This window comes from Streptomyces sp. NBC_01390 (assembly GCF_045040105.1).
Taxonomy (GTDB): domain Bacteria; phylum Actinomycetota; class Actinomycetes; order Streptomycetales; family Streptomycetaceae; genus Streptomyces.
In genome coordinates, this window is sequence record NZ_CP109551.1 from 11,214,394 (window position 1) to 11,233,975 (window position 19,582).

Genomic DNA, 19,582 nt, shown 5'->3' on the forward strand with positions numbered 1-19,582 from the left:
TGGCTCGTGGGGTAGGAGCCTCCAGACGGTCCGCAGACACCTAGAGGGCAGGGCTGATGAACAACGTAGGGCAGTGTCTGGACGAAGGCGGGGACGTCGGCGATCCGTGGGCGGGGGTGGATGCCGCCCGGCTGGCACGCGCCGCGAAGGAACAGGCTGAACGCACGGTACCGGGTATCCAGGACATGAGGTCCTACCTGGCCTCCCAGGTCAGTGACGTCTCGCATCGGGAGGTGCTGGGCCCCCTGCTCGACGGGCAGGGGGCGAGCGGTGTCGTCGTGCGGAGCGGCGTGGTGCTCGCCTCCTGGGGAGACCCGGAGCGGACGGAGATGGCCTTCAGCGCGACCAAAAGCGTCCTGTCCCTGGTGGCCGGGCTGGCTTTCGACGATGGGCTGCTCCGGTTGGACGAGCCCGTGTGGCGCTCGGTCGACCTGCCGCAGTTCGCCGGCGCACACGCGCGGAGGATCACCTGGCGGCACCTGCTGGACCAGTCCAGCCAGTGGGAGGGCGAGCTGTGGTCCAAGCCCACCTGGGCCGACGCCCAGAGCACCCGTGAGGGAACGGAGTCAGCCGGAGGACCGCCCGGAGCGGGCTGGGCGTACAACGACGTCCGGGTGAACCTGACCGCTCTCGCGCTGACCGTCCTGCTCCGCCGGCCCCTGCCCGAGGTACTGCGCGAACGCATCATGGAGCCGCTCAGGGCCTCGTCCGGCTGGTCCTGGCGCGGCTACGCCGATGCTGCGGTCGAGATCGAGGGCCGCCGTGTCCCCGTGGTGTCCGGCGGCGCACACTGGGGCGGCGGTCTGTGGATCAACGCTCTGGACCTGGCCCGGATCGGGCAACTGTGCCTGCGGAACGGGCAGTGGGACGGGTGTCGGCTGCTGTCCGCCGGGTGGATCGAGGAGATGTGGCGGCCCTGCCCGGTCAGGCCCGACTACGGGTTGTCATGGTGGCTGAACGACCACCGGACGGTCTGGCCCAAGGCGCCTTCCACCGGGCGCTGTGCCCGGGGAAACGGTGGCGGCCACCTACTGTGGGTCGACCCAGCACGGAACCTGGTGGTGAGCTCGCGCTGGGGAGCAGAGGTCGAATCCCTCCTCGCCGAAGTATCCGCCGCTGTCGAGCCAACGCCGCCGGCCTGAACGCGCTCCTGGCAGCTCCGCCACGCATGCAACAACCTTCGAAAATCAGTTGCGGGACATTGACCTCGTCCCAACAGCCCGTTGTTGAGCGTTGGGCCGGAAACCCCGGCCCAACGCTGGCAAACAGCCCCGCCGGCTGACCGCTCAACAGTCACGGCGGCTGTAGTTCCCGGTAGGTGGCCGGAGCGTCGCTGGTCAGCGATCTGTCGAACAGGGCCCGCATGGGGCGCACACCGAGACGGGCCCGGGCGTCCCAGAGCGTTGTGCCGGTGATCTTCGCGACCGGTATAGCCTCCAGCGCGGCGGTGAGCTTGCGCCAGACGGCCAGGCGGCCGCAGTCCTCGAACAGGGCGGCGGCCGGAAGCAGGTAGACCACCACCCGGGCGGGGATCTTCCGCAGTCGCTGCTGGACGCCACCGGTCTCGGCAAGGGCCGCATCGACCATCTCGAACGGGACGATCCGGGTGAGTTCCGCCAGGTGCCCCGGGGGCGAACAGGCCCTTGGCTACCGTGATTTCACGCGTGATGACACACTGATCGGACAACGGAGCCTCCGGTGCTGTGAACGGCTGTCTTGGTCGACTGCCAGTTCTACCGGGGCTCCGCTTCCTGCATGCGGGGTGACCGCAGATCAGGACGTACTTGCCGACACCCTCGAACCCGTAACTTCACGGCCTTGGGCTTTGGGGTGCTGTGGGTGCTCGTCTGGAACAGGGCCCGGTTGTGGAGATATCGGAGGTCCAGTCGGTGTAGCCGGCGTGCCGAGGGATCGCTCAGCCGGCTCGTGCTCTCTTTCCGCTGGTCCGCTGAGCGGAACAGTGCTCGACAGGAGGAGTCCCCAGGATCACTCTTCAACCAGCAGTCCGACGTGGACCCCGGTCATGTCCGCGCGAACGAGTTCCGTTGATGAACCAGGTATTGGGGGACAAGTGGAGCAAGGGACGGCCGATCTGCAGCCGCGCGGCGTCCGGTTCACAATTCTGGGCCCGCTTTCCGTTACCGGCGGGGGCGGGCATGGACCGGTCTCACTCGGACCCCCCAAACAGCGCATGCTTCTTGCCGTCCTGCTGTGCCGTCCCAATGGCTTGGTGCCCGTCGAGCTGATGATGGATGCGCTGTGGGACGGCGGACCGCCGAAGACCGCACGGAAGAACGTCCATGTGTACATTTCGGCGCTGCGCAAGCTCCTGGAAGACGTTGGAGCGGGCGGGCGGCTGGTCCGCCGGGGAAGCGGCTATCTGCTACTGGTCGGCGACGGGGAGTTGGATGCGCTGCGGTTCCGCAGCCTCGCCCGTGCCGGAAGGGAGGCGTCAGGCCACGGCGCGCTCGCTTCTGCGGCCAGGCTGCTGAAGGAGGCGCTGAAACTGTGGAGCGGGCCGTCGCTGCCGGAGCTGCGCAACTCGCGGACGATATCAGCCGAGGCGGAACGTCTCGGCACCCGTTTTCTACAGGTGTACGAGGAATGGGCGGAGGTTGAGCTGCGGCTAGGCAACGCCAGGGAGGTCGCCGAGACCATCGATGATCTGATGGAACTGCATCCACAGCGCGAACGCCTACGGGCCGCTCATATGAATGCCCTGTTCCAACTGGGGCGGCAGACCGAGGCGTTCGCCGTATACGAGGACTACCGGCAATTCCTGGCAGCTGAGTTCGGTCTGGGCCCCAGCCCGGTACTCGAAGCTCAGTATCGCTCGATGCTGGCCTGAGTCCGGTCCGGACCGGGCGGATCAGGTCGCCGCCGCTACGGCCAGGGTCGGCGCTTGACGCCCCGTGAGCATGCGCAGTGTCCGACCGCGCCCGGTGCCGGTGAGGTCGAAGGGGACGAGCATGATCTCGTCGACGTCCAGAGTTCTCGCGACCCGCTCGATGCCCTCCATCACCGTGGACCGGCCGCCGTGGACCACCTGCTGGTCCTCCAGGACCTTGCGGGTGAGGAACTCCTCCCGGGCCTTGTCCGGAGACTCTCCCAGGGCGGTCCACGTGCGGCGCCGCACGGCGTTGCACGCGGTGTGCAGAGCCAGTTGCTCGGCCTCGTCGTCACTCCCCGCGCACAGTACGTTCAGCGAGGCGATGACGTAGGGCCGGGCACCTCGCGGGCCGGGGGCGAAGGTCGCACGGTAGCGCTCCACCGCCGCCGGCCGGCACTTGGACTGGCCCAGGTGGAGCCCGTAGACGAACGGCAGCGACCGCTCGGCCGCCGTTCGGGCGCCGTTCTCGCTGGTCCCCAGAACATACACCTGGGCCGGCGAGGCAACCCGTGGAGACAGGTGCAGGGTCGGGCGCTCCGGCTCGATCGGCGTCTGCGCCCGGGTGGGCGGGTCCAGGAAGCCCATCAACTCGTCGATCAGGGCGGGGAACTCGAGGGCTGCCCTGGCGTCACGCCTGAGCGCCGCCTCGAGTAACTTGCTGTGGGCCCCGGTGCCGCCCGAGGAGCGGCCTACGCCCAGGTCGATTCGGCCGGGGTGCAGTGCGCCCAGCGTGGCGAACTGCTCGGCCACAGCATAGGGAGCATAGTTGGGCAGCATTACCCCGCCCGCACCCACCCGGATGCGCTCGGTGCAGGCGGCGACGTGCGCGATGAGTACCGCTGGTGCACTGCTGACGGCGTCGAGCGAGGCGTGGTGTTCGGCGACCCAGAAGCGGTGGAACCCGCATTCCTCAGCGGTCTGGGCGACGCCAACCACCTCCCGGACTGCCTGTTCGGCAGGCATCTGCCTGTCCGTTGCGCCCAGTTCGAGCACGGACTGCAAGACGGCGGGACGGGCGCTGCCGGCGCCAACGGGCATCTGTGGCGTGATCACGAGGGGCTCCTGGCCGGTGCTGGTGTGCTTGTCTGCGGCGGCTTGGGCAGGGCGACGGGGACGGCTGCCAGCAGGGCGAACGCCATCGCGAAGGCGGCGGCGGTCGTCGGCAGTGACAGCCGGGCCAGCAGCAGCCCGGCAGCCAGCGGCCCGCAGGGCTGGACGATCTGAGCGACCAAGCCGCTAGTGGTGATGACCCGGCCGTAAATTTCCTCCGGCACGGCGACCGCCATGATCGTGCCGAACGTCGCCGAAATCACCGGGATGAGCAGGCACAGGGCGCAGAACCCGGCGACGAATGCGATGGTGCTCCCGCTGGTCCAGGCGACGGCCAGCAGCACGGCTCCGGTGGCGGGACCCACGACAAGGGTCACTTTCAGGGAAACGTGTCGCTGGACGTACGGGGTGAGCAGGGAGCCAGCCAGTCCGGCCACTGCTGCCGCGCTCATGGCCGTTCCCACCGCGACCGCGCCGTCGGGTCTGCTGCCCACGCCGAGGATCAGGGCGAACGTGAGGGCGGAGAAAGCCACGTTCAGCCCGGCGCCGTACAGCACGCACCAGCGCATGAACCGGTCTCCCGCCAGGTACCGCCACCCTGCGGTGAACCTCGTCAGGAACCGCTCAGCGACCGGCTGCGCACCCGCTGCTTCCGCGTCCCTGCCGCCGGGCGCCCCGTCGGGGCCCCGGCCACGGCGCGGCGCGCGGACTGCCACGGCCACGCACAGCGCGGAGACGCCGAAGGTCAGCGCGTCCACCGCGAGCGGTACGGAGGGTTCGAGCGCCAGCAGCAGCCCGGCCGCCGCCGGTGCGGCGATGTCTGCGCCGTACGCCCGCGCCTGGTTCAACGACAGCGCCGCACCCAACTGCTCGGTCGGCACGATCCGTCGGATCACCTTGCTCTGGGCCGGGCGGAACACTTCCAGTGCCGCAACCGACACGACCACCGTCACCAGAGCCAGCGCGATCGGCACAGGCCGTAGGAGCACGTACACCGCCAGCGCCCCGACGGCGACCAGCCGGACCAGGTCGGACCCGAGCATCAGCGCACGCTGGTCGCAGCGGTCGCTCAGGTAGCCGGCCGGCAGCCGTGCCACCAGCCCGACGGCCAGGGAGACCGTGCCGACGGTCGCGGCGACCGTGGTGGAGTTGCCCGCCGCTAGCAGCACCAGCGGCAGCACGATGTACGTCATCGAGGAGCCGAAGTCCGACAACGCCTGGCCGATCCAAAGCAGTTGGAAGTCGCGGTTACGGCTGAGCCGTGGCGCGGCGGCTGTGATCGGGGGGACGGTGGCGGTCATCCACGGCTCCCGGAAGCCGTCGGTGGCTCCTTCAGCAGGTCGTCCAGCAGGAAGTTCGTGTTGGTGCGCGCCCCGGGGCGCGCCCTGCGGAACCGGTCCAGGAAGAGCGCGACACCGGCCGAGCCGCTCGCCAGGTCGCAGCACTCCCGTACTGACTGCTCGCCGGGGAACACCACACCCTCCGGCCGCCGCACCGCACTGCACAGCACTGCCTCGGCTGCCCGCTGCGCGTCGCCCAGGAGCTCCGGGTCGCCCAGGAACTCGTAGGCGTCCAACAGGGTGTTGCCGATACCGCTGATCCCGTGGAACAGCTGGGGAAACGTCGTGTACTTGCGCCGCACGTCCGGCAGTAGTTCATCGATGTGCTTACGCAGGCTTCCGTCCCCGGTCACGTAGTGGTAACGCAGCAGGGTGGTCAAGATGCCCGCGGTGCCCTCGTCCCAGTACTGGCGCAGTACGGGGGACGGTTTGTCGTCGGAGCGTGCGACGGCCGGGAAGGACAGCCGTCCTGTGGGTGAGTACTCGCCGCAGGCCAGATCGAACTCCAGCCCCGCGCGGCCCAGTTCCAGCACATACACGTCACCGGTGGCCGCGTGCAGGGCCAGCAGGAACATGGCCACGCCGGACGCGCCCTCTCCGTAGCCGACGGGGACGTGCCTGCCGGAGCCGGTCCAGTGGGCCCGCACGCCCTCATGCCGCGCGCTCCGCGCGAAGTGCTCGCCGATCTCGCGGGCGCGGTCCAGGAACTCCGTGCGGCCGGTGTCGCGCCACAGCCGAAGGCAGGCCATGCCATGCCCGGCCGCCCCGGTCAGCACGCCCGGCTCGGCGTACAGCAGCCGATGCCCCGCGGCGCCGCGCAGCACCCGGGCCGCCACCTCGCGATGGCCCATCGCCGACAGAACCCAGGCGACACCTGCTGAACCGTAGTAAAGGCCCGGTGGCAGCGCCTCATGACCTGTCGGCTTGCGCAGCGCCCAGGTGAGAAAGGTGTCCGGCACCTCGTCACCGACGGTGTGGAGTGCGTAGAGGCAGCCGTAGGCACCGTGCGCGACGGACAGCGGGTTGGTCTCGAAGACCAGAGGGTCCGCTGGGAAGAGCCGGTCCTCCCGCTGCAGATCGGCAGTACCGTGCAGAAACTTCACCACGCCGTCCAGCGTGGTCTCGATCCGCCGTCTCAGGTCGGCCGCGGACTCCGGTTCGGGTGTCACCGGGTGGGCCAGCGGCGGGGGCTGCTGCCAGGCGGTGGTGAAGGGCAGGTCGGTGAGACGCCGGCGCAGCGCAACCGGGTCGGGCAGCGGCGCGTTCTCGTCGTACAGGTCCCGGATCAGTGCGACCAGTTCTCCCGGCAGAGCCAGATCGGCTGCTACCTCGTCGAGGAGCCGCAGCGGGATGTCGTGGTCGACCAGGTCGTTCGAGTGGCAGGCCAGGACGCAGCACAGCATCAGCCCGCCCAGTGCGTAGTAGTCGGTGCGCCGGTCGCCGCGCCCGGCGGCCATCGCCCGCCGGGTGACCGCACCCGGGGTGCTGAGCCCCGCGCCGCCGTCGGTCCCCTCGTGGAAGGCGGATTCCAGATCGATTATGCGGATCCGGTCGTCCGCGGTGACCATGATGTTGGTCATCGACAGGTCGCCCAGTACGATGCCGCGCTCATGGCAGGCCGCGATCGCGTCCGCCATCTGCACCCACAGCAGACGGAACCGGTCGTAGTAGTCGGCCAGCCGGGCCGGGGTCAGGTCCAAGCCGTACAGGGGGTTGTGGGCGATGCTCAGGTGGCCCAGATGGCTGCCGTCGATGTAGTCCTCGGCGATGAACGCGTGCTCCCACTGCTCGAAGAACGCGATGGGGCGCACGAACAGACCGGTGTCGGCCAGTTCGGTCAGTAGCTGGTACTCGTGGCGCAGCAGGTCCACCGCGTCGATGCCTCTGGGACCCACCTCGACATGCGGCCGGGCCTCGCGCAGCACCACGTCCGCGCCGGTCTCGGTGTCCACGCCACGGTAGATGCCGCCGCGGTTGCTGAACGCCAGCGCACTCCCGACCTTGAACCGGCCGCCCAGCAACCCCTTGCCCGCGCTCCCACCCGCGCCCGCGGCTCCGTCCTTGTCCGTTTCTGTTCCCCGGTCCGCACCCGCGTACGGATCCTGCGCCCAGTCCGGGACGAGCCAGTAGGGGGTGCGCACATCTGGGACCAGCGAGCCGTCGGGGGCCTGGATCATCAGATCCCGCAAGCCCAGCGGCTTGAGCTCGAAGCGGCTGACGAACCCGCCGTAGCGGTAGGACACCACCCGCGATCCCGGACAGCGCCGGTCGGTCAGGACATAGGGTCCGTCCAGCCCCGCCAAGGCCTGGGTCAGCGCTGCCGCGATGGCGCGGAACTGCGTGTCGTCGTCCGGGTAGACGGTGATGAACTTCCCACTCGATGCGCGGGGGAACGACTTTCCGTTGGCCTCACCCACCGCCGGGGGGTCCATCAGGAACTTAAAGCGCACCCCTGCATTACGCATAACCGGCAATGCCCGCCGTAAGGTCTCGGTGCTGTTGCGTGAGGTCGACGAGACGTGCAGCTTCCAGCCCTGGCCGACTACGGGCGCGCCCGGCGGTTCGGCGATGATCCAGTAGCCACGACGCCAGGTGTGCCAGTCGTCCGGCAGCGCCGCCCGGTATTCGCGCATGTGCTCGCTGCTCGGCATGCGCCGGCTGAAGTTCTCGAACCACCGCGGATGGTGACTCATGTAGGACAGCATTGTTTCCCACGGCCGCTGCATATCAGCCCGCCCCTTTTCGCGCTAGTGGTTGTGGTCCGGAACCTGTTGGCCCGAGGATCTGACTCTGCAAGAGGTCCCGGACGGGACCAGGGAGCTCTGTCCGATACAGTCCGGGACCGCAAGCGCTAAGTCGCTGTCAGCAGCTCAAGAGGTAGCAGGAGCTGCAACTGTCGACGATGACGCTGGTCTGGCTGTCGTCCTCAAGGTCGAGGCTCTGCAGCGACAGCACGAAATCCGCGTCGGTGAATCCGGTTTGCTCAGTCATGGTATCTCCACTTCCGATCGAAGGTGAATATTCTTCGCCACGACGACGCCCGATAAACGCCCTGGCGGGTTCGGAAACTCCGCCCGGCGATTGAACGGGATTCGCTGACATCCTCGATACTGGGCAGGCCCGCTTCGAAAACGGTATGCCAATGGTATGGATTCAGTACTTTCCCAGGCCCGGAGCCGCGGACCTCGGTCACGGCAGCTGTAGAGGGCGTCTGAAAAGCCTGTCAGCGGGCTGATCTCGCGAGACGCCGGACGAGGAGCATGGCCATGGTGAGATAGATGGCGTTCTCCGAGCAGACTCGCAGGTACTCGTAGTCCTTCGACAGGCGGCGGCATCGTCCCAGCCAGGCGATCGTCCGTTCTACCACCCAACGCCGCGGGACCACCGCGAAGAGAGGCACTGCCGAAGGCAGTTGCCCCTCCCGGACCCAGGTCGAGCGGAACCCTCCGTCGCGGCGTTGCACGACCTGCACGGTGATGCCGGTGGTTTCCCGGGCCCAGGCATGGAAGTCGGCGCCACGGTACCCCTGGTCCGCCCACACGTGCCGAAGGCGCGGGAAGGCATCGGCAGCCCGGGAGAACAGCACCGCGGCGCCGTCGCGATCGCCGACGCTCGCCGGGCTCACGCAGGCCACCAGGACGGTGCCACGGGTATCGACGAGCAGATGGCGCTTGATACCGCTGACCTTCTTACCACCGTCGTACCCGTGCAGGCCACCGCGCTCACTGGCCCTAACGCTCTGACTGTCCACAATGGCCGCGCTGGGAGTGGGATCGCGTCCGAGCTGCACCCGCTCGCGTTCACGCAGCACCGCCAACATCCGCTCCCACACACCTTCTTGCTGCCACCGCCGCCAGTAGTGGTAGACGGTCTGCCACGGCGGCAGGTCATGCGGCAACAGTCTCCAGGCACAGCCGGCCCGCAGCCAGTACACCAACGCGTTCAGGATCTCCCGCCGTGCGTGTTTCGCCGGTCGCCCGCCGGGCTTGACCGCCGGAACGAGCGGACAGAGGATCTCCCACTCCGCATCGGACAGATCCGTCGAGTAACGGGTACGCAGCCCGCACACCCCAGCCCCCGAAAGTGCGCCACCACCCCGCTACCAGGCAACTTGCCCGCTGACAGGCTTTTCAGACGCCCTCTAGTTCCAATGCCGTTGCGTTACGGGTTTGCGGGCTGGGGTCGTTGAATGGTGATTGCCCGGGTGCCGGTTCGGGTGGGTTGGGGCCACGTGTGGTGTTCGGCCCGTTTGAGCCGGTAGTTGGACATCTTGCGTTTGACGACGCGGGGCTGGCTGCGCAGGCGTCTGGGCGGCAGGAGTCGTTCCAGGAGGTCCTGCTGGAGCAGGACGAGGGTTCTGACCAGGAGGTCAGGGGGGAAAAACTGCCCGGCGTGACAGTCACACTGCGTCGGGCGGAGCGCAGGGTCTCGGTGAAGGAGATCCGTCGGGGTCCAGGCACCGGGTCGCGGCCGTTCTCACCATCAGCTCGCGCAGGGCGCGGTGGACCAGCAGGTGGGCCCAGATCTGCTGCAGGACGCCGTCGGGGGTCTTGCTGCTGAGGACGACGTGGGCTCCGCGTTGATGGGTCTTGATCTCCGCGAAGACGGTCTCCGCTTCCCAGCGTTCCTGGTAGAGCGCGGCCAGCTGGCGGGCGGGATAGCGGCGGGCATCGAGCAGGCTGGTCACCAGCCGGTAGCCCTCGACGGCATGACCGGTGCCGTCGAGTTGGTAGGCCATCACCCGCACGGTGACCGGGTCGGTATGAGCCGGATCGGTGTGGGCGTGGATGCGGGAGAGCCAGGATCCGTCCCGTAACTGCCGGTCGACGGGCAGGATCCGGTTGGCGGGCACCCGCCACAGCAGCTGGGCGCCGGTGGAGGTGAAGGACCGCCACAACGGCACCCCGAGGAACTCGCGGTCGGCCAGGACCAGTTGGCCGGGGCCGCACGAACGGGGCAGACGGCCCACCAGGGTCACTTCCCCGGTGCGGCAGCCGGCGAGTTCGGCGTCCGGTACGAGGTGCGTGCCGACCTCTACCAGGCAGGCCATCCGCACCTGGGGAAACGAACTCTTGTCGCTGCCGCGGCTGTTTCCGGGGCGTGCGAAGGCAGCCTCATTGGCCGGGCTGTCGGCGACGTCCCAGCAGGTCCCGTCCACCGCCAGCAGCCGCAGTCCGCGCCAGAAGGAGCCCGGGGTGGCTTCGGTGCCCATCGGTTTCGCGGTCGTGGTGAACAGCACCCGCAGCGGCTCCGGGCCCAGCCGCTGCCGGGCCCTGAACAGCGACGACTTCGCCGGGACATGCCAGGTTCCCAGCAGTCCCAGGCCCCGCAGCCCCTCGACCAGATGCCGCATCACGTCCAGATACGGAGCCGGCGAGAACAGGGCCAGCCCCAGCACGAAATACACCACCAGCCGGGCCGGCAACAGGCGCTTGCGTTGCTCCGCACGACCGCACGCAGCCACCACCCGATCCACCAGACCTGGCGGATACACCCAAGTCAGCAGGCCTAAACCCGATAACTCAGAGACACTTGCAGCCACCCGAACCACCCCCGGGACACTGCACCACAACCTACGCCCGCAAGCTAACGCAACGGCATTGCCTCTAGTTCCGGTCATGGCTGGTCCTGGAACACGTGTCGGTGCTGGTGGCAGGCTTGTGCGACGGCTTGATGGTGGCGGCGCCAGACCATCCAGCGCAGAACGTGATCGGGGTCCCGGATCAGTGGCTGAAGGATGAAGGCCCGTAGGATCCGGACCAGTTCGGGGCAGGTCAGCGGGATGAGCCGGGCCTGCCCGGCCGGGCAGGCGGTGGTCATCGCGGCGACGGTGAGGGCGAGGACTGCGGATGCGATCAGGGAGAACAGCGACCAGCGCATCCAGGAGTTCCAGCAGGTCACCTGGCCCTGGTCGAGGCCGGTGAAAGATTTTCCGAGTTGGAAGGTCTCCTCGATCCGCCAGCGGCGGCAGATCACCTCGACCAGCCGGGCGAGCGTGACGTCACCCGGTGACCAGCAGCGGTAGAAGGAGATCTCGCCGGTGTAGCGGTGCCGGCGGGCGACCAGGACGCTGACGCCACCTGCCGCATGGGCCTCGGGGGCGTCGTCGACCTGAACGGCGAGCCAGGCCCAGTCGTACTCACGGGTGCCCTTGGTGCCGTGCCCGGTCTGCATCCGCATCCAGTCACCCGGCCGGACCTTGTTGATCATCTGGTGGGCCTTCCATGTCCGGCCCGTGCCATCGGTGACGGTGTGCGTGCGGGAGACGCCGACCGTGTAGCCGAGCCCGGCGTCACGTATCTCGGCGCGGAGTTCGCGCCCGGAGTACACCTCGTCGCCGGCGAACCAGGCGGCCTCGATGCCCAGCGCGAGGGCGTCCTTCACCATGGTCGCGGTCTGCTGCAGCTTGGTGGCGAACACGACCTCCTCCGGCACCCCGGCCACCGCGCGTCGTTCCTCGTCCGCGGCCCAGTCCTTCGGGAGATACAGGGCCCGGTCGATCACGATGCGCATCGAGGGGGTGACGGCCGCGAGATGCACCGCGACCTGGCACAGTCCGATGCCCTTGATCGCGCCCGAGTACTGGCGGCCGGCCCCGACGCAGTCCGTCGAAGACTTCGCGTCCCCGGTCTCGTCAGCGACCAACACCACATCCTGACCCGAGAGTTCACCAATGACCAGTCGGGCGATCTCCTGTCTGGCCCTGTCATGGTCGAAGACCGCGCGTGACAGAAGGTGCTGCAGGCGGTGCGGGCCAGGGTGTCCCAGCGCCTCGGCCAGCGTCCAGCAGTTCCGCGTGTCCACCTCGCCCAGCAGCCCGCCGATCATCTCCGCCGCCGTCGCCCGCGCCTCACGCCGTGCGAAACAGCCCGCGATCGCCTCCATCGCCGCCCCGAACCACGCCGCCCACGCCCGCCCGGCTATCGTGACCTCCACGGCCACCATCTCTTGATACGTCGTCACAAACGTTCATGATCACGGTGGCCGTTCCCATGCCCGAAACCGGCCCCTGACCAGCAGCAACCTCAGAACTACAGCTGCCGTGACAGTTCCGCACACGCGCTGACGCCCTGTTCGTCATTCGTCGAGGAATTGATATTCCTGGCTCGCGGCCCGGATCGTCACCGTGCCATCGCGGACCTGCCACTCGCTCATGCCGTCGACTTCGTGGCTGACGAAGAACAAGCCGGTGATCAGGTCGTTGTCATCGTCCGAGGCCGGAATCCGGGCCACGCTCCGCAGTCGGTCGAGAAACCAGTCGACGGACTGGGCGCGAATCTGGGCCCCGTAGAAGACCCAGTTGGTGAAGTTGTACTGCCTGGGGGGAAAGGCCCAGCCACCGCTGTAGGTATCGTCGGCATCGTCTGCCTGGACGATCTCTTTGACCTGGGCCAGCTGCTGATCGTCACACTCCAGCCAACCTCTGATCCCAACGAAAACACCCACGCCGATCGCTCTCCCATGTTTTCCGAGCGCATTCGCTCACTAATTTCCCAGCGGACCGATATCAATGACCGCCTGCATTCCGTATCGCGAATCGTACCGCCTGATCGCGTTCATCACATCCCTGGATGGCGCGCTGTCGAACTGGAAGTACGGCGTTCTGCCCGACGCCGCGGATACCTCGTACATTCGTTTCGCCTGATCCCGGAAAGCCTTTCCGACCTTGAAGTTACCGGGTTTCGCGGAGGCGACATACTCGTCACTGACCGCATCGAATTCATAATCCTTGAGTTGCAGGAACTCGACCTGGGCCCGACCGCCGAGTTTGTTCGCCAGCAATTGCGCGTTCGGATCGAACTGTTTGGTCGAATCGACCAGCATGCCCAGTCCGCCGTTCCCCGACAGCAGGCCCGGCTCCGGCGCGGTCCTCGCCGGAGGCGCTTCCTCCTCCGCGGCACCGGCCCCGAGCAGGACGAGCGGCAGCATGTCGCAGAGCGAGCCCGCGGCGCAGGGGTTCTCGGGGATGTCATCGACATCCGCCCAGGTGTGGTAGAAGTGCGACAGTTCCAGGCACCCGCCCTGGGTCATGTCCTGACTGCACCTCCCGCGGAAGTAGAGCTCGACGTTGACCGCATAGGTGTACAGCGGGTTGTAGTCCCCCTGGTTCGCCATCTGCGCCACGCTCGGATATTTCCGCTGGAACATCTGGACGGTTTTCAGGGGCGGGATCGGAACAGGGGCGGCACCGGTCCCCTGGCACCCGTCGCAATAGTGACCGCCACCGCCACCGCTGCCGCCGGAGCAGGAGTGTGTGTCGCAGTAGTGGCTGGAGCCCTTGTAGTTGCCGGAGTCCGGGTCGTTCTCGGAGTGGTAGTCGCCGTACGTACCGTTGCTGCCGGAACAGTAGGCGGACGGATAGCACGATTCGAGTCCGGTGGGGTCGCTGCCGGCGATGGGGTTGTCGGCGGCGTAGGCGTATCCGCCGAGTTCCTGGGGGCTGGCGGCTTCGAATACCGGGTCGAGGCTGATGAAGCTGCCGAGGCCCGGGTCGTACTTGCGGGCGCCGACGTCCGTGTAACCCGTCGAGGTGTCCTGGGGCTTGCCCAGGAAGGAATGGGTGGGGTCCGGCCAGGCGGTGGTGTTGGTGCTGGAGCGGGGCTGGCCGTACGGGGTGTACTGCTGACGGGCGACCTGTTGGGTGGTGGTGTCCATCGCCAGGGCAGCGGTGCCCTGCGGATCGTTGAACAGGTACTTCACGCCCCCGCCCGAGAGGCTGGAGCGGACCGCTACGGGGGCGCCCGAGCCGCCGTGGGTGTAGGTGCGCACGGAGCCGAGCAGGACGTTGGGAGTGACACCGGTATTGACGACGATCTCGGTGTCGCCGGCGAAGAGGGTGGTCTGACCGGGGTCCCGGCGGATGAGCTGGCTGCCGTCGGCGTCATAGAGGTACTTGGTGCTGGTGGGGCTGGCGCCGCCGGTGCCGACCTCGGTCAGATGGCCCTCGTCGTCCCAGTTCAGGGTCTGGGCCGGTCCGGTGGTGGGGGTACGGGTGTGCAGGTTGCCGACTTCGTCGTAGCCGAACCTGGTCGGGTTGGTGCCACCGGTGGTGGCGGTCAGGGTGTGCGGCTGGAGGCCGGTGGCATTGCAGCCGGTGGTGCAGCCGTCGGCGTAGGTCGTGGTGCTCGTGGTGCCCGATTGGCCGACGGCGTGTTCGACGCTCTGCGTGCGGTCGCCGACCGCGTCGTAGCCGAAGGACTGCCAGTACGAGCCGGCCGTGGTGGACAGGCTGCTGCTCGTGGGCGGGTTGGCCACACAGTTGTCCTTGGCGGTCCAGGCGTCGGTCAGCCGGTCGAGCGTGTCGTAGCTGTAGCACTGCTGGTCGGTGACGGTGTTGCCGGTCTCCGACTGATGGTCCGTGGTGGAGGTGGGGTTGCCGGCGACGTCGTAGGCGTAGGAGGTGTCGTCGACCGCCGGGCCGGGGGCCTGGGTCCGCTCGACGAGGCGGTCGGTCACCCTCCGGGTCTGGTCGTCGTAGGAGTAGGTGGCCCATGCCGGGTTGGTTGACGCACCGAACGTCAGCCTGGACGGCTCACCGTAGTTGGTGTAGACCGACGCGTCGACGTAGTCGCTGAGGCTGCTCTTCGTCGTGGCCGGGTGTCCCAGCGCGTCGCGGCCGTACGTGATGGTCTCGCTGTTCAGGCCCTGGGTGCGCGGATCCGTCTGGGTCGCCGGCAACTGGTCGCGGGTTGTGTAGGTGTAGGTCGTGGTGTACGTCGACGGCAGCGGCGCTTCCGACGCCGGCAGCGTGATCTTGGTGCCGGTCGGCTTGCCCAGGCTGGTGTAGCCGGTGGTTGCCACCGTGTACCCGCCGGTCGTGCCCTGGACGTAGCGGGTCGACGAGGTGGGCAGGCCGATCCGGAGGGTGTCGTAGGTCCAGGAGGCGAACTCGAAGTCCGACCCGGACTTGTCGGTGGCCGTGAGCTTGCGGCCCAACAGGTCGTAGGTGTAGTCGAGTTCGACTTTCTTGGCATCCGTGGTGGACGTCAGGTCGCCCGCGTCGTCGTAGCCGTAGCTGCTGCTGCCCGCGTCCGGGTCGGTCTGGGACTTCTTGTGGCCCAGCAGGTCGTAGCCGAAGGTCCACACCGCCTTGTCGGCACCGGTGACCCGGGTTCGCTGTCCTGCGTCGCTGTAGCCGTAGGTGGTCGGGGACGGGGTGCCGCCGCCGGCGGTGAAGCCCGCCGCCGCGGACCCGCTCAGTGTGGGTGCGGTGGTGTACTGGTCGAGTTCGGTGGTCTGACCGCGCGCGTTCACGACCGTGGAGGTGGCGACCGCGCCCTTGGGCGGCAGCACGACGGTCCTGTCGCCGGCGTAGGCGGTGGTCGTCGCCCAGGACTTGGCCCCGTCGCGTTCTTCGGTGACCAGGTCGGCCCTGCCCTGTCCGTCGTAGTCCGTGACGGTGGTGTCGGGGATGGAGACCTGAGAGACCGATATCAGGCTCTGGCCGGGGCTGCCGCCCACGTTGTAGGCGTTGTTGTTGACGACCGTCCAGCCGTGCGAGTCGTAGGCGGTGTCGGAGACCGTGGTGGTGGAGTTCTCCGCGGTCGCCTGCAACTGGAGCGGACGCAGCATCGCGTCGTACAGCGTCTCGGTGGTGCTGTAACTGCCGCTGTCCAGCAGTGTGTTGGCGGAGACGACCGAGGGAGCCGACTGTGACAGGGCGTAGGTGTAGGTCGAGTTCGCCGGGGCGCCGCCCGCCTTGCTCTCGTTGGGCAGCCACACGGCGGTCAGGCGGCCGAGTGCGTCGTAGGAGAGCGAGGTGAGCAGACCGGCCGCGTCCGTCTTGGCCGTGGGCAGGCCCCGTGCCGGGTCCAGGGTGCTGCTCATGAGCCGGCAGTCCTTGGACGACGCGGTCACCGCGGAGCAGTCCACACCGGGCGTGACCTGGGTGACGGTCGTGTTGCTCGTGGGGAGCGCGCCGGTGGCGGGGGTGTAGGAGGTGAAGACGGACTGGTCGAGGCTCTTGCCGTCGGGGGAGACCGAGTGGGGAGTACGGATGGCCTTGATCGTGCGGCCGTACGAGTCGTAGGTGGTGGCGGTCTGGTCCACGAACGCGGTGGCTGTGGCACCGCCGGCGGCTGAAGCCTGCTGGTCCAGCGTGGCGTCGCCGACTGGGGGGAGCGCCGGGTTCTGCCGGCCGTCGCCGTCGTAGGTGAAGGCGTTGTGGTCGTAAGAGGTACGGACATCGGAGAGCAGGGCACCGCTGGGGGTGGCGCCCGCGCTGGAGCAGTCCTGGGACGTGGAGATGACCTCGGCGGGCAGCACCAGGGTGCTCGGGGTACCAGTGACGTAGCGGGTGTAGGTGCACTTGGAGACGTTGGCGCTGTCGGTGGTCTCACCCCGGTCGTCGGCCTGCACCGGCATCCCGGTGGTCGACTTGCCCAGTGTCCGGTTGTAGAAGGTGTCGGACTCGGTCTTGCGCCAGCCGTACGACACGGCCTGACGGGTCAGTGTCCTGGCGGGGCGCACCATCCGGGCCGTCAGGTCCGGCAGGGAGCCGCGGCTGCGACTGGCAGTGGGCCCGATGATCGTGGGCACGCTCACCACGGCCCTGTCCAGACTGCCGGTGACACCGGTGTAGGTGTCGGTCTCGAACGTCTGACCTGCCAGGGCATCGTCGTCGGCGACCGAGGTGACACCGTCCTGGCTGGTCAGGTCCGGTACCGAACGGGTCTTGCCGCCGGGTAGCGTGTCGCCGTTCATGCCCAGGAAGTAGTACGTCTTCGCGAGCGTCTTCTGGTCGTGGACCTTGACGCCGTTGGTGTAGTGGAAGACGTTCGGGTCGCCGGTGGTGACATCCACCTCCGGGTAGCCGCGGAACTGGCCCCAGGTACGGTTCTTGGCCTTGACGACCTCGTTGTCGTCGTAGTGCCAGCCCGGGTTGCCCTTGTAGGCGTAGTCCGTCTCCAGCTCCGGCTGGGTGCCGTCCTGGTAGGAGTTGTGCGGATCGATCGTGACGACAGAGGTCACCTTGTACTTGTAGAACCAGTCCAGCCACGGCGCGGGCTGCCCGTCCGGGGTCCAGTACACCGGGAAGCAGGACAGGGTGTTGGTGGAGGCGAAGGCCTTCGCTGCCGCGTCGGTCGGGTCGTCGGGGTCGCCGGCCGGGGCACTGGAGCAGTTCGGGCGGTCGTAGCCGACCGTCGTCTCGGCGCCCGTCTCGGTGGTGACCGTCTGGATCCGGTCGTGGTACATCAGCGGCATCTGCGGGATCGTGCCGACCCGGTTGGGCAGCTGCAGCGGCGGGTCGAAACTCACCGCCGGTGTCGAAGCGCTGCCCGACGCGCCGCCCAAGGTGTCAACGCCGGTGTGCTGGACCGAATCCAGCCAGAGTGTGGGGGCGTGGTCACCGCCGTCGGGGAAGGACTGGGTGAAGCTGTACTTGTCGACCTGCTTGGTGGCCCCGCCGGTCTGGATCTGCGTGGTGATCGCGGTCAGGCGCCTGCGGGACCAGAAGCTCGGGCCGTGGTTGGTGCAGCTGGAGCCCGAAGTGCAGTTCAGATCCACGGGTACGTCGGGCCAGTAGGCGGCGTTGGCGGGGGTGAACTGGGTGTCCGCGCAGGTGTTCCCGGACGGGGTGCCGGGGATGCAGCGTTGCTGCGAGGTGTCGAAGATGACCTGCTCGGGGGCGGTGCCGGAGTAGATCGTCGAGGACGTCATGCCGTAGTCGATGCGCGAGAGGGTGCCGCCGCGCGTGTAGGCGACGGCGGTGTCCTTCGTGGCCGCGCCGTAGTAGCCGGTCTCCGGGCTGTAGTACCAGGCGGTGGCGTTGCCGTGCGCGTCGACCACGTAGTCCAGGTTGAACCGGTAGCCGAGCGCGCAGGCCGTGGCGGCGAAGGTCGTGCTGTCGGGGCACACCGACACCCCGCTGTGCGCGTGGTAGACGGGCTGGTTCCACACGGACCTGGTCTCGTCCTTGCCGCTGGACCAGCCCGGCAGCCGGTTCAGGCCGAAGAAGTACTGCGACCCGCCCTCGGTGACCTTGAAGTACTCCTTGTTGTCCGTGCCGTTCGTGGCACCGGTCAGGTCCTCGATCCTGGTGGAGGAGTCGTCGTCGGCGGGGCGGAAGGTCTTCGTGGTGTCGTCGTAGACGATGTCAGTGGACTTTCCGTTGAGCGAGAGGGTGAGGATCTGTCCCGCCCAGCACTGGTCGCCGTCGTTGTCGGGAGCTCCGGAAGAGGAGTCGTCCTTGCAGGACTTGTAGGTGCGCTCGATGTAGTTCTCGGTGGAGCTCCAGCCGTCTCCCAGCCAGGAGGACTGGTTGTTGGTGCCTTCGGTGCGCGCGTCCTGGGTGGCGGAGCTGTAGGACAGGCCGATGTTCGGTGCCGCGCCGCCGACCGCCGGAGGAACCGCGATGGGATAGCTGTAGGTGAAGGCGCCGGTGTTCCCCGAAGTCGACCAGGAACCCCCGGGCGACAGGCTGGTCGCCGAGTAGTCGCCGGCGGAGCCCGACGTGGCGGAGGTCGCCGCCATGACCACCGTGCCGGTGGCCGATGCCGTCGCCGAGCGGGCGGCGAAGCCGGATTCCGCAGGGGCGGCTGTCGGCGCGGGTACGGCGACCCGCGAGGACAGCGCCGGGCCGGGGGCGGTGCGCACACTGGTCTGGGTCTGGCACTTGGCCAGCTTCGGCGTGGTCAGCGCGCATTGGGGCAGTTGGACCAGGTGCAGGCGGGAGGCGAAGTCCCCGCCGAAGGCGTAGCGGAACGACGAGTCGTCCACCCGCAGTGCGATCTTCCCGTTGCCGGGGCTGGTGCGCCGCAGGGTGAAGAGCACACCGTGGACGCCGGCATCGCGTGCGGTTTTCTGGTCCAGCACGGTGACCCGTACACGCTGGGACCCGGTGGCGGCGGAACCCGCCTGCGTACGCTCAGCGGCAACGGGAGCGAGCAGAAGGGGTGTACGGCCCGCCCGTACTTCGGACGCCTTGCCGGCCAGGTGTGTCGTGGTGACCGCGTCGGGCAGTGTGACGTCGGCGCTGCCCTGCTGTGGAAGCCGGGCGTGCGCGGTGGGATCGAAGTGCCGGAAGCCCTTGTGCCCGGAATCGTGACGGGGAGTGGCGAGGGCGAAGGGGATGCGCTTGTCGTGGGGCGCGGCCGGAGGGGACACATGACGGCTCGTCGGTGAGGCGGCCGTGGCGGTACTCGCCGGCAACGGACCGGCCACCAGCAGGGCGCCGATCGCGACGTATGCCGTACGGCGCAGACCCCACCGACGTGCCGCCCGCCGCGCGCGTCCCCACCCCGTTCTCCGCGCCATGGTGTGCGTCCCCCTCCCCGTACGGTGCGCCCGAAGTCGCCCTGGA

12 protein-coding genes are annotated in these 19,582 nt (G+C 68.3%); 2 read left to right on the forward strand and 10 right to left on the reverse strand.

The window, feature by feature from the left end; all coding sequences use genetic code 11:
* The first annotated feature begins 56 nt into the window (after positions 1-56).
* Complete coding sequence (locus OG241_RS50015; RefSeq protein WP_405825905.1) at positions 57-1,142, forward strand: serine hydrolase domain-containing protein; 1,086 nt, start codon at positions 57-59, stop codon at positions 1,140-1,142.
* Positions 1,143-1,293: 151 nt separating this feature from the next.
* Here the strand turns inward: OG241_RS50015 and OG241_RS50020 are convergent, their stop codons facing one another.
* Positions 1,294-1,587: a transposase domain-containing protein gene (locus OG241_RS50020; protein ID WP_405825907.1), complete on the reverse strand. Its 294-nt coding sequence runs from the start codon at positions 1,585-1,587 to the stop codon at positions 1,294-1,296.
* A 436-nt stretch (positions 1,588-2,023) separates the two neighbouring features.
* On the opposite strand from OG241_RS50020, the gene OG241_RS50025 reads away from it, so the two are divergent.
* Complete coding sequence (locus tag OG241_RS50025) at positions 2,024-2,848, forward strand: BTAD domain-containing putative transcriptional regulator (protein ID WP_405825909.1); 825 nt, start codon at positions 2,024-2,026, stop codon at positions 2,846-2,848.
* Positions 2,849-2,869: 21 nt separating this feature from the next.
* Here OG241_RS50025 and OG241_RS50030 read toward each other — a convergent pair whose 3' ends face one another.
* The 9 genes from OG241_RS50030 to OG241_RS50070 form a co-directional block, all read right to left on the reverse strand.
* Complete coding sequence (locus OG241_RS50030; protein WP_405825911.1) at positions 2,870-3,943, reverse strand: MsnO8 family LLM class oxidoreductase; 1,074 nt, start codon at positions 3,941-3,943, stop codon at positions 2,870-2,872.
* Positions 3,940-5,241: an MFS transporter gene (locus tag OG241_RS50035; RefSeq protein ID WP_405825913.1), complete on the reverse strand. Its 1,302-nt coding sequence runs from the start codon at positions 5,239-5,241 to the stop codon at positions 3,940-3,942. Before OG241_RS50035 ends, OG241_RS50030 begins: the two co-directional genes overlap by 4 nt.
* On the reverse strand, positions 5,238-7,973 hold the full coding sequence (lanKC, locus tag OG241_RS50040) for a class III lanthionine synthetase LanKC (RefSeq protein WP_405825915.1): 2,736 nt from the start codon (positions 7,971-7,973) through the stop codon (positions 5,238-5,240). The genes OG241_RS50035 and lanKC overlap by 4 nt, the downstream gene beginning before the upstream one ends.
* A 169-nt stretch (positions 7,974-8,142) precedes the next feature.
* Positions 8,143-8,271, reverse strand: coding sequence for a hypothetical protein (locus OG241_RS50045; RefSeq protein WP_329347548.1), 129 nt, complete (start codon positions 8,269-8,271; stop codon positions 8,143-8,145).
* Between the two features lie 232 nt (positions 8,272-8,503).
* The gene (locus OG241_RS50050) at positions 8,504-9,349 is read right to left on the reverse strand and encodes an IS5 family transposase (protein WP_405825917.1); all 846 of its coding nucleotides are present in this window, start codon (positions 9,347-9,349) and stop codon (positions 8,504-8,506) included.
* A 330-nt stretch (positions 9,350-9,679) separates the two neighbouring features.
* Positions 9,680-10,744, reverse strand: coding sequence for an IS4 family transposase (locus tag OG241_RS50055; protein ID WP_405825919.1), 1,065 nt, complete (start codon positions 10,742-10,744; stop codon positions 9,680-9,682).
* A gap of 152 nt (positions 10,745-10,896) precedes the next feature.
* Positions 10,897-12,243, reverse strand: coding sequence for an IS701 family transposase (locus OG241_RS50060; protein ID WP_405825921.1), 1,347 nt, complete (start codon positions 12,241-12,243; stop codon positions 10,897-10,899).
* A 114-nt stretch (positions 12,244-12,357) separates the two neighbouring features.
* On the reverse strand, positions 12,358-12,726 hold the full coding sequence (locus tag OG241_RS50065) for a hypothetical protein (RefSeq protein WP_405825923.1): 369 nt from the start codon (positions 12,724-12,726) through the stop codon (positions 12,358-12,360).
* A gap of 39 nt (positions 12,727-12,765) precedes the next feature.
* Entirely contained in the window at positions 12,766-19,536 is a 6,771-nt protein-coding gene (locus tag OG241_RS50070; protein WP_405825925.1) for an RHS repeat-associated core domain-containing protein, read from the reverse strand.
* Between the last annotated feature and the right edge of the window lie 46 nt (positions 19,537-19,582).

What these genes read in the sequence shown, in the direction of transcription:
- OG241_RS50015 (WP_405825905.1), top strand. Translation starts at nt 57, where the DNA reads ATGAACAACGTAGGGCAGTGTCTGGACGAAGGCGGGGACGTCGGCGAT.
- OG241_RS50020 (WP_405825907.1), bottom strand. Translation starts at nt 1,587, where the DNA reads ATGGTCGATGCGGCCCTTGCCGAGACCGGTGGCGTCCAGCAGCGACTG.
- OG241_RS50025 (WP_405825909.1), top strand. Translation starts at nt 2,024, where the DNA reads ATGTCCGCGCGAACGAGTTCCGTTGATGAACCAGGTATTGGGGGACAA.
- OG241_RS50035 (WP_405825913.1), bottom strand. Translation starts at nt 5,241, where the DNA reads ATGACCGCCACCGTCCCCCCGATCACAGCCGCCGCGCCACGGCTCAGC.
- lanKC (WP_405825915.1), bottom strand. Translation starts at nt 7,973, where the DNA reads ATGAGTCACCATCCGCGGTGGTTCGAGAACTTCAGCCGGCGCATGCCG.
- OG241_RS50045 (WP_329347548.1), bottom strand. Translation starts at nt 8,271, where the DNA reads ATGACTGAGCAAACCGGATTCACCGACGCGGATTTCGTGCTGTCGCTG.
- OG241_RS50070 (WP_405825925.1), bottom strand. Translation starts at nt 19,536, where the DNA reads ATGGCGCGGAGAACGGGGTGGGGACGCGCGCGGCGGGCGGCACGTCGG.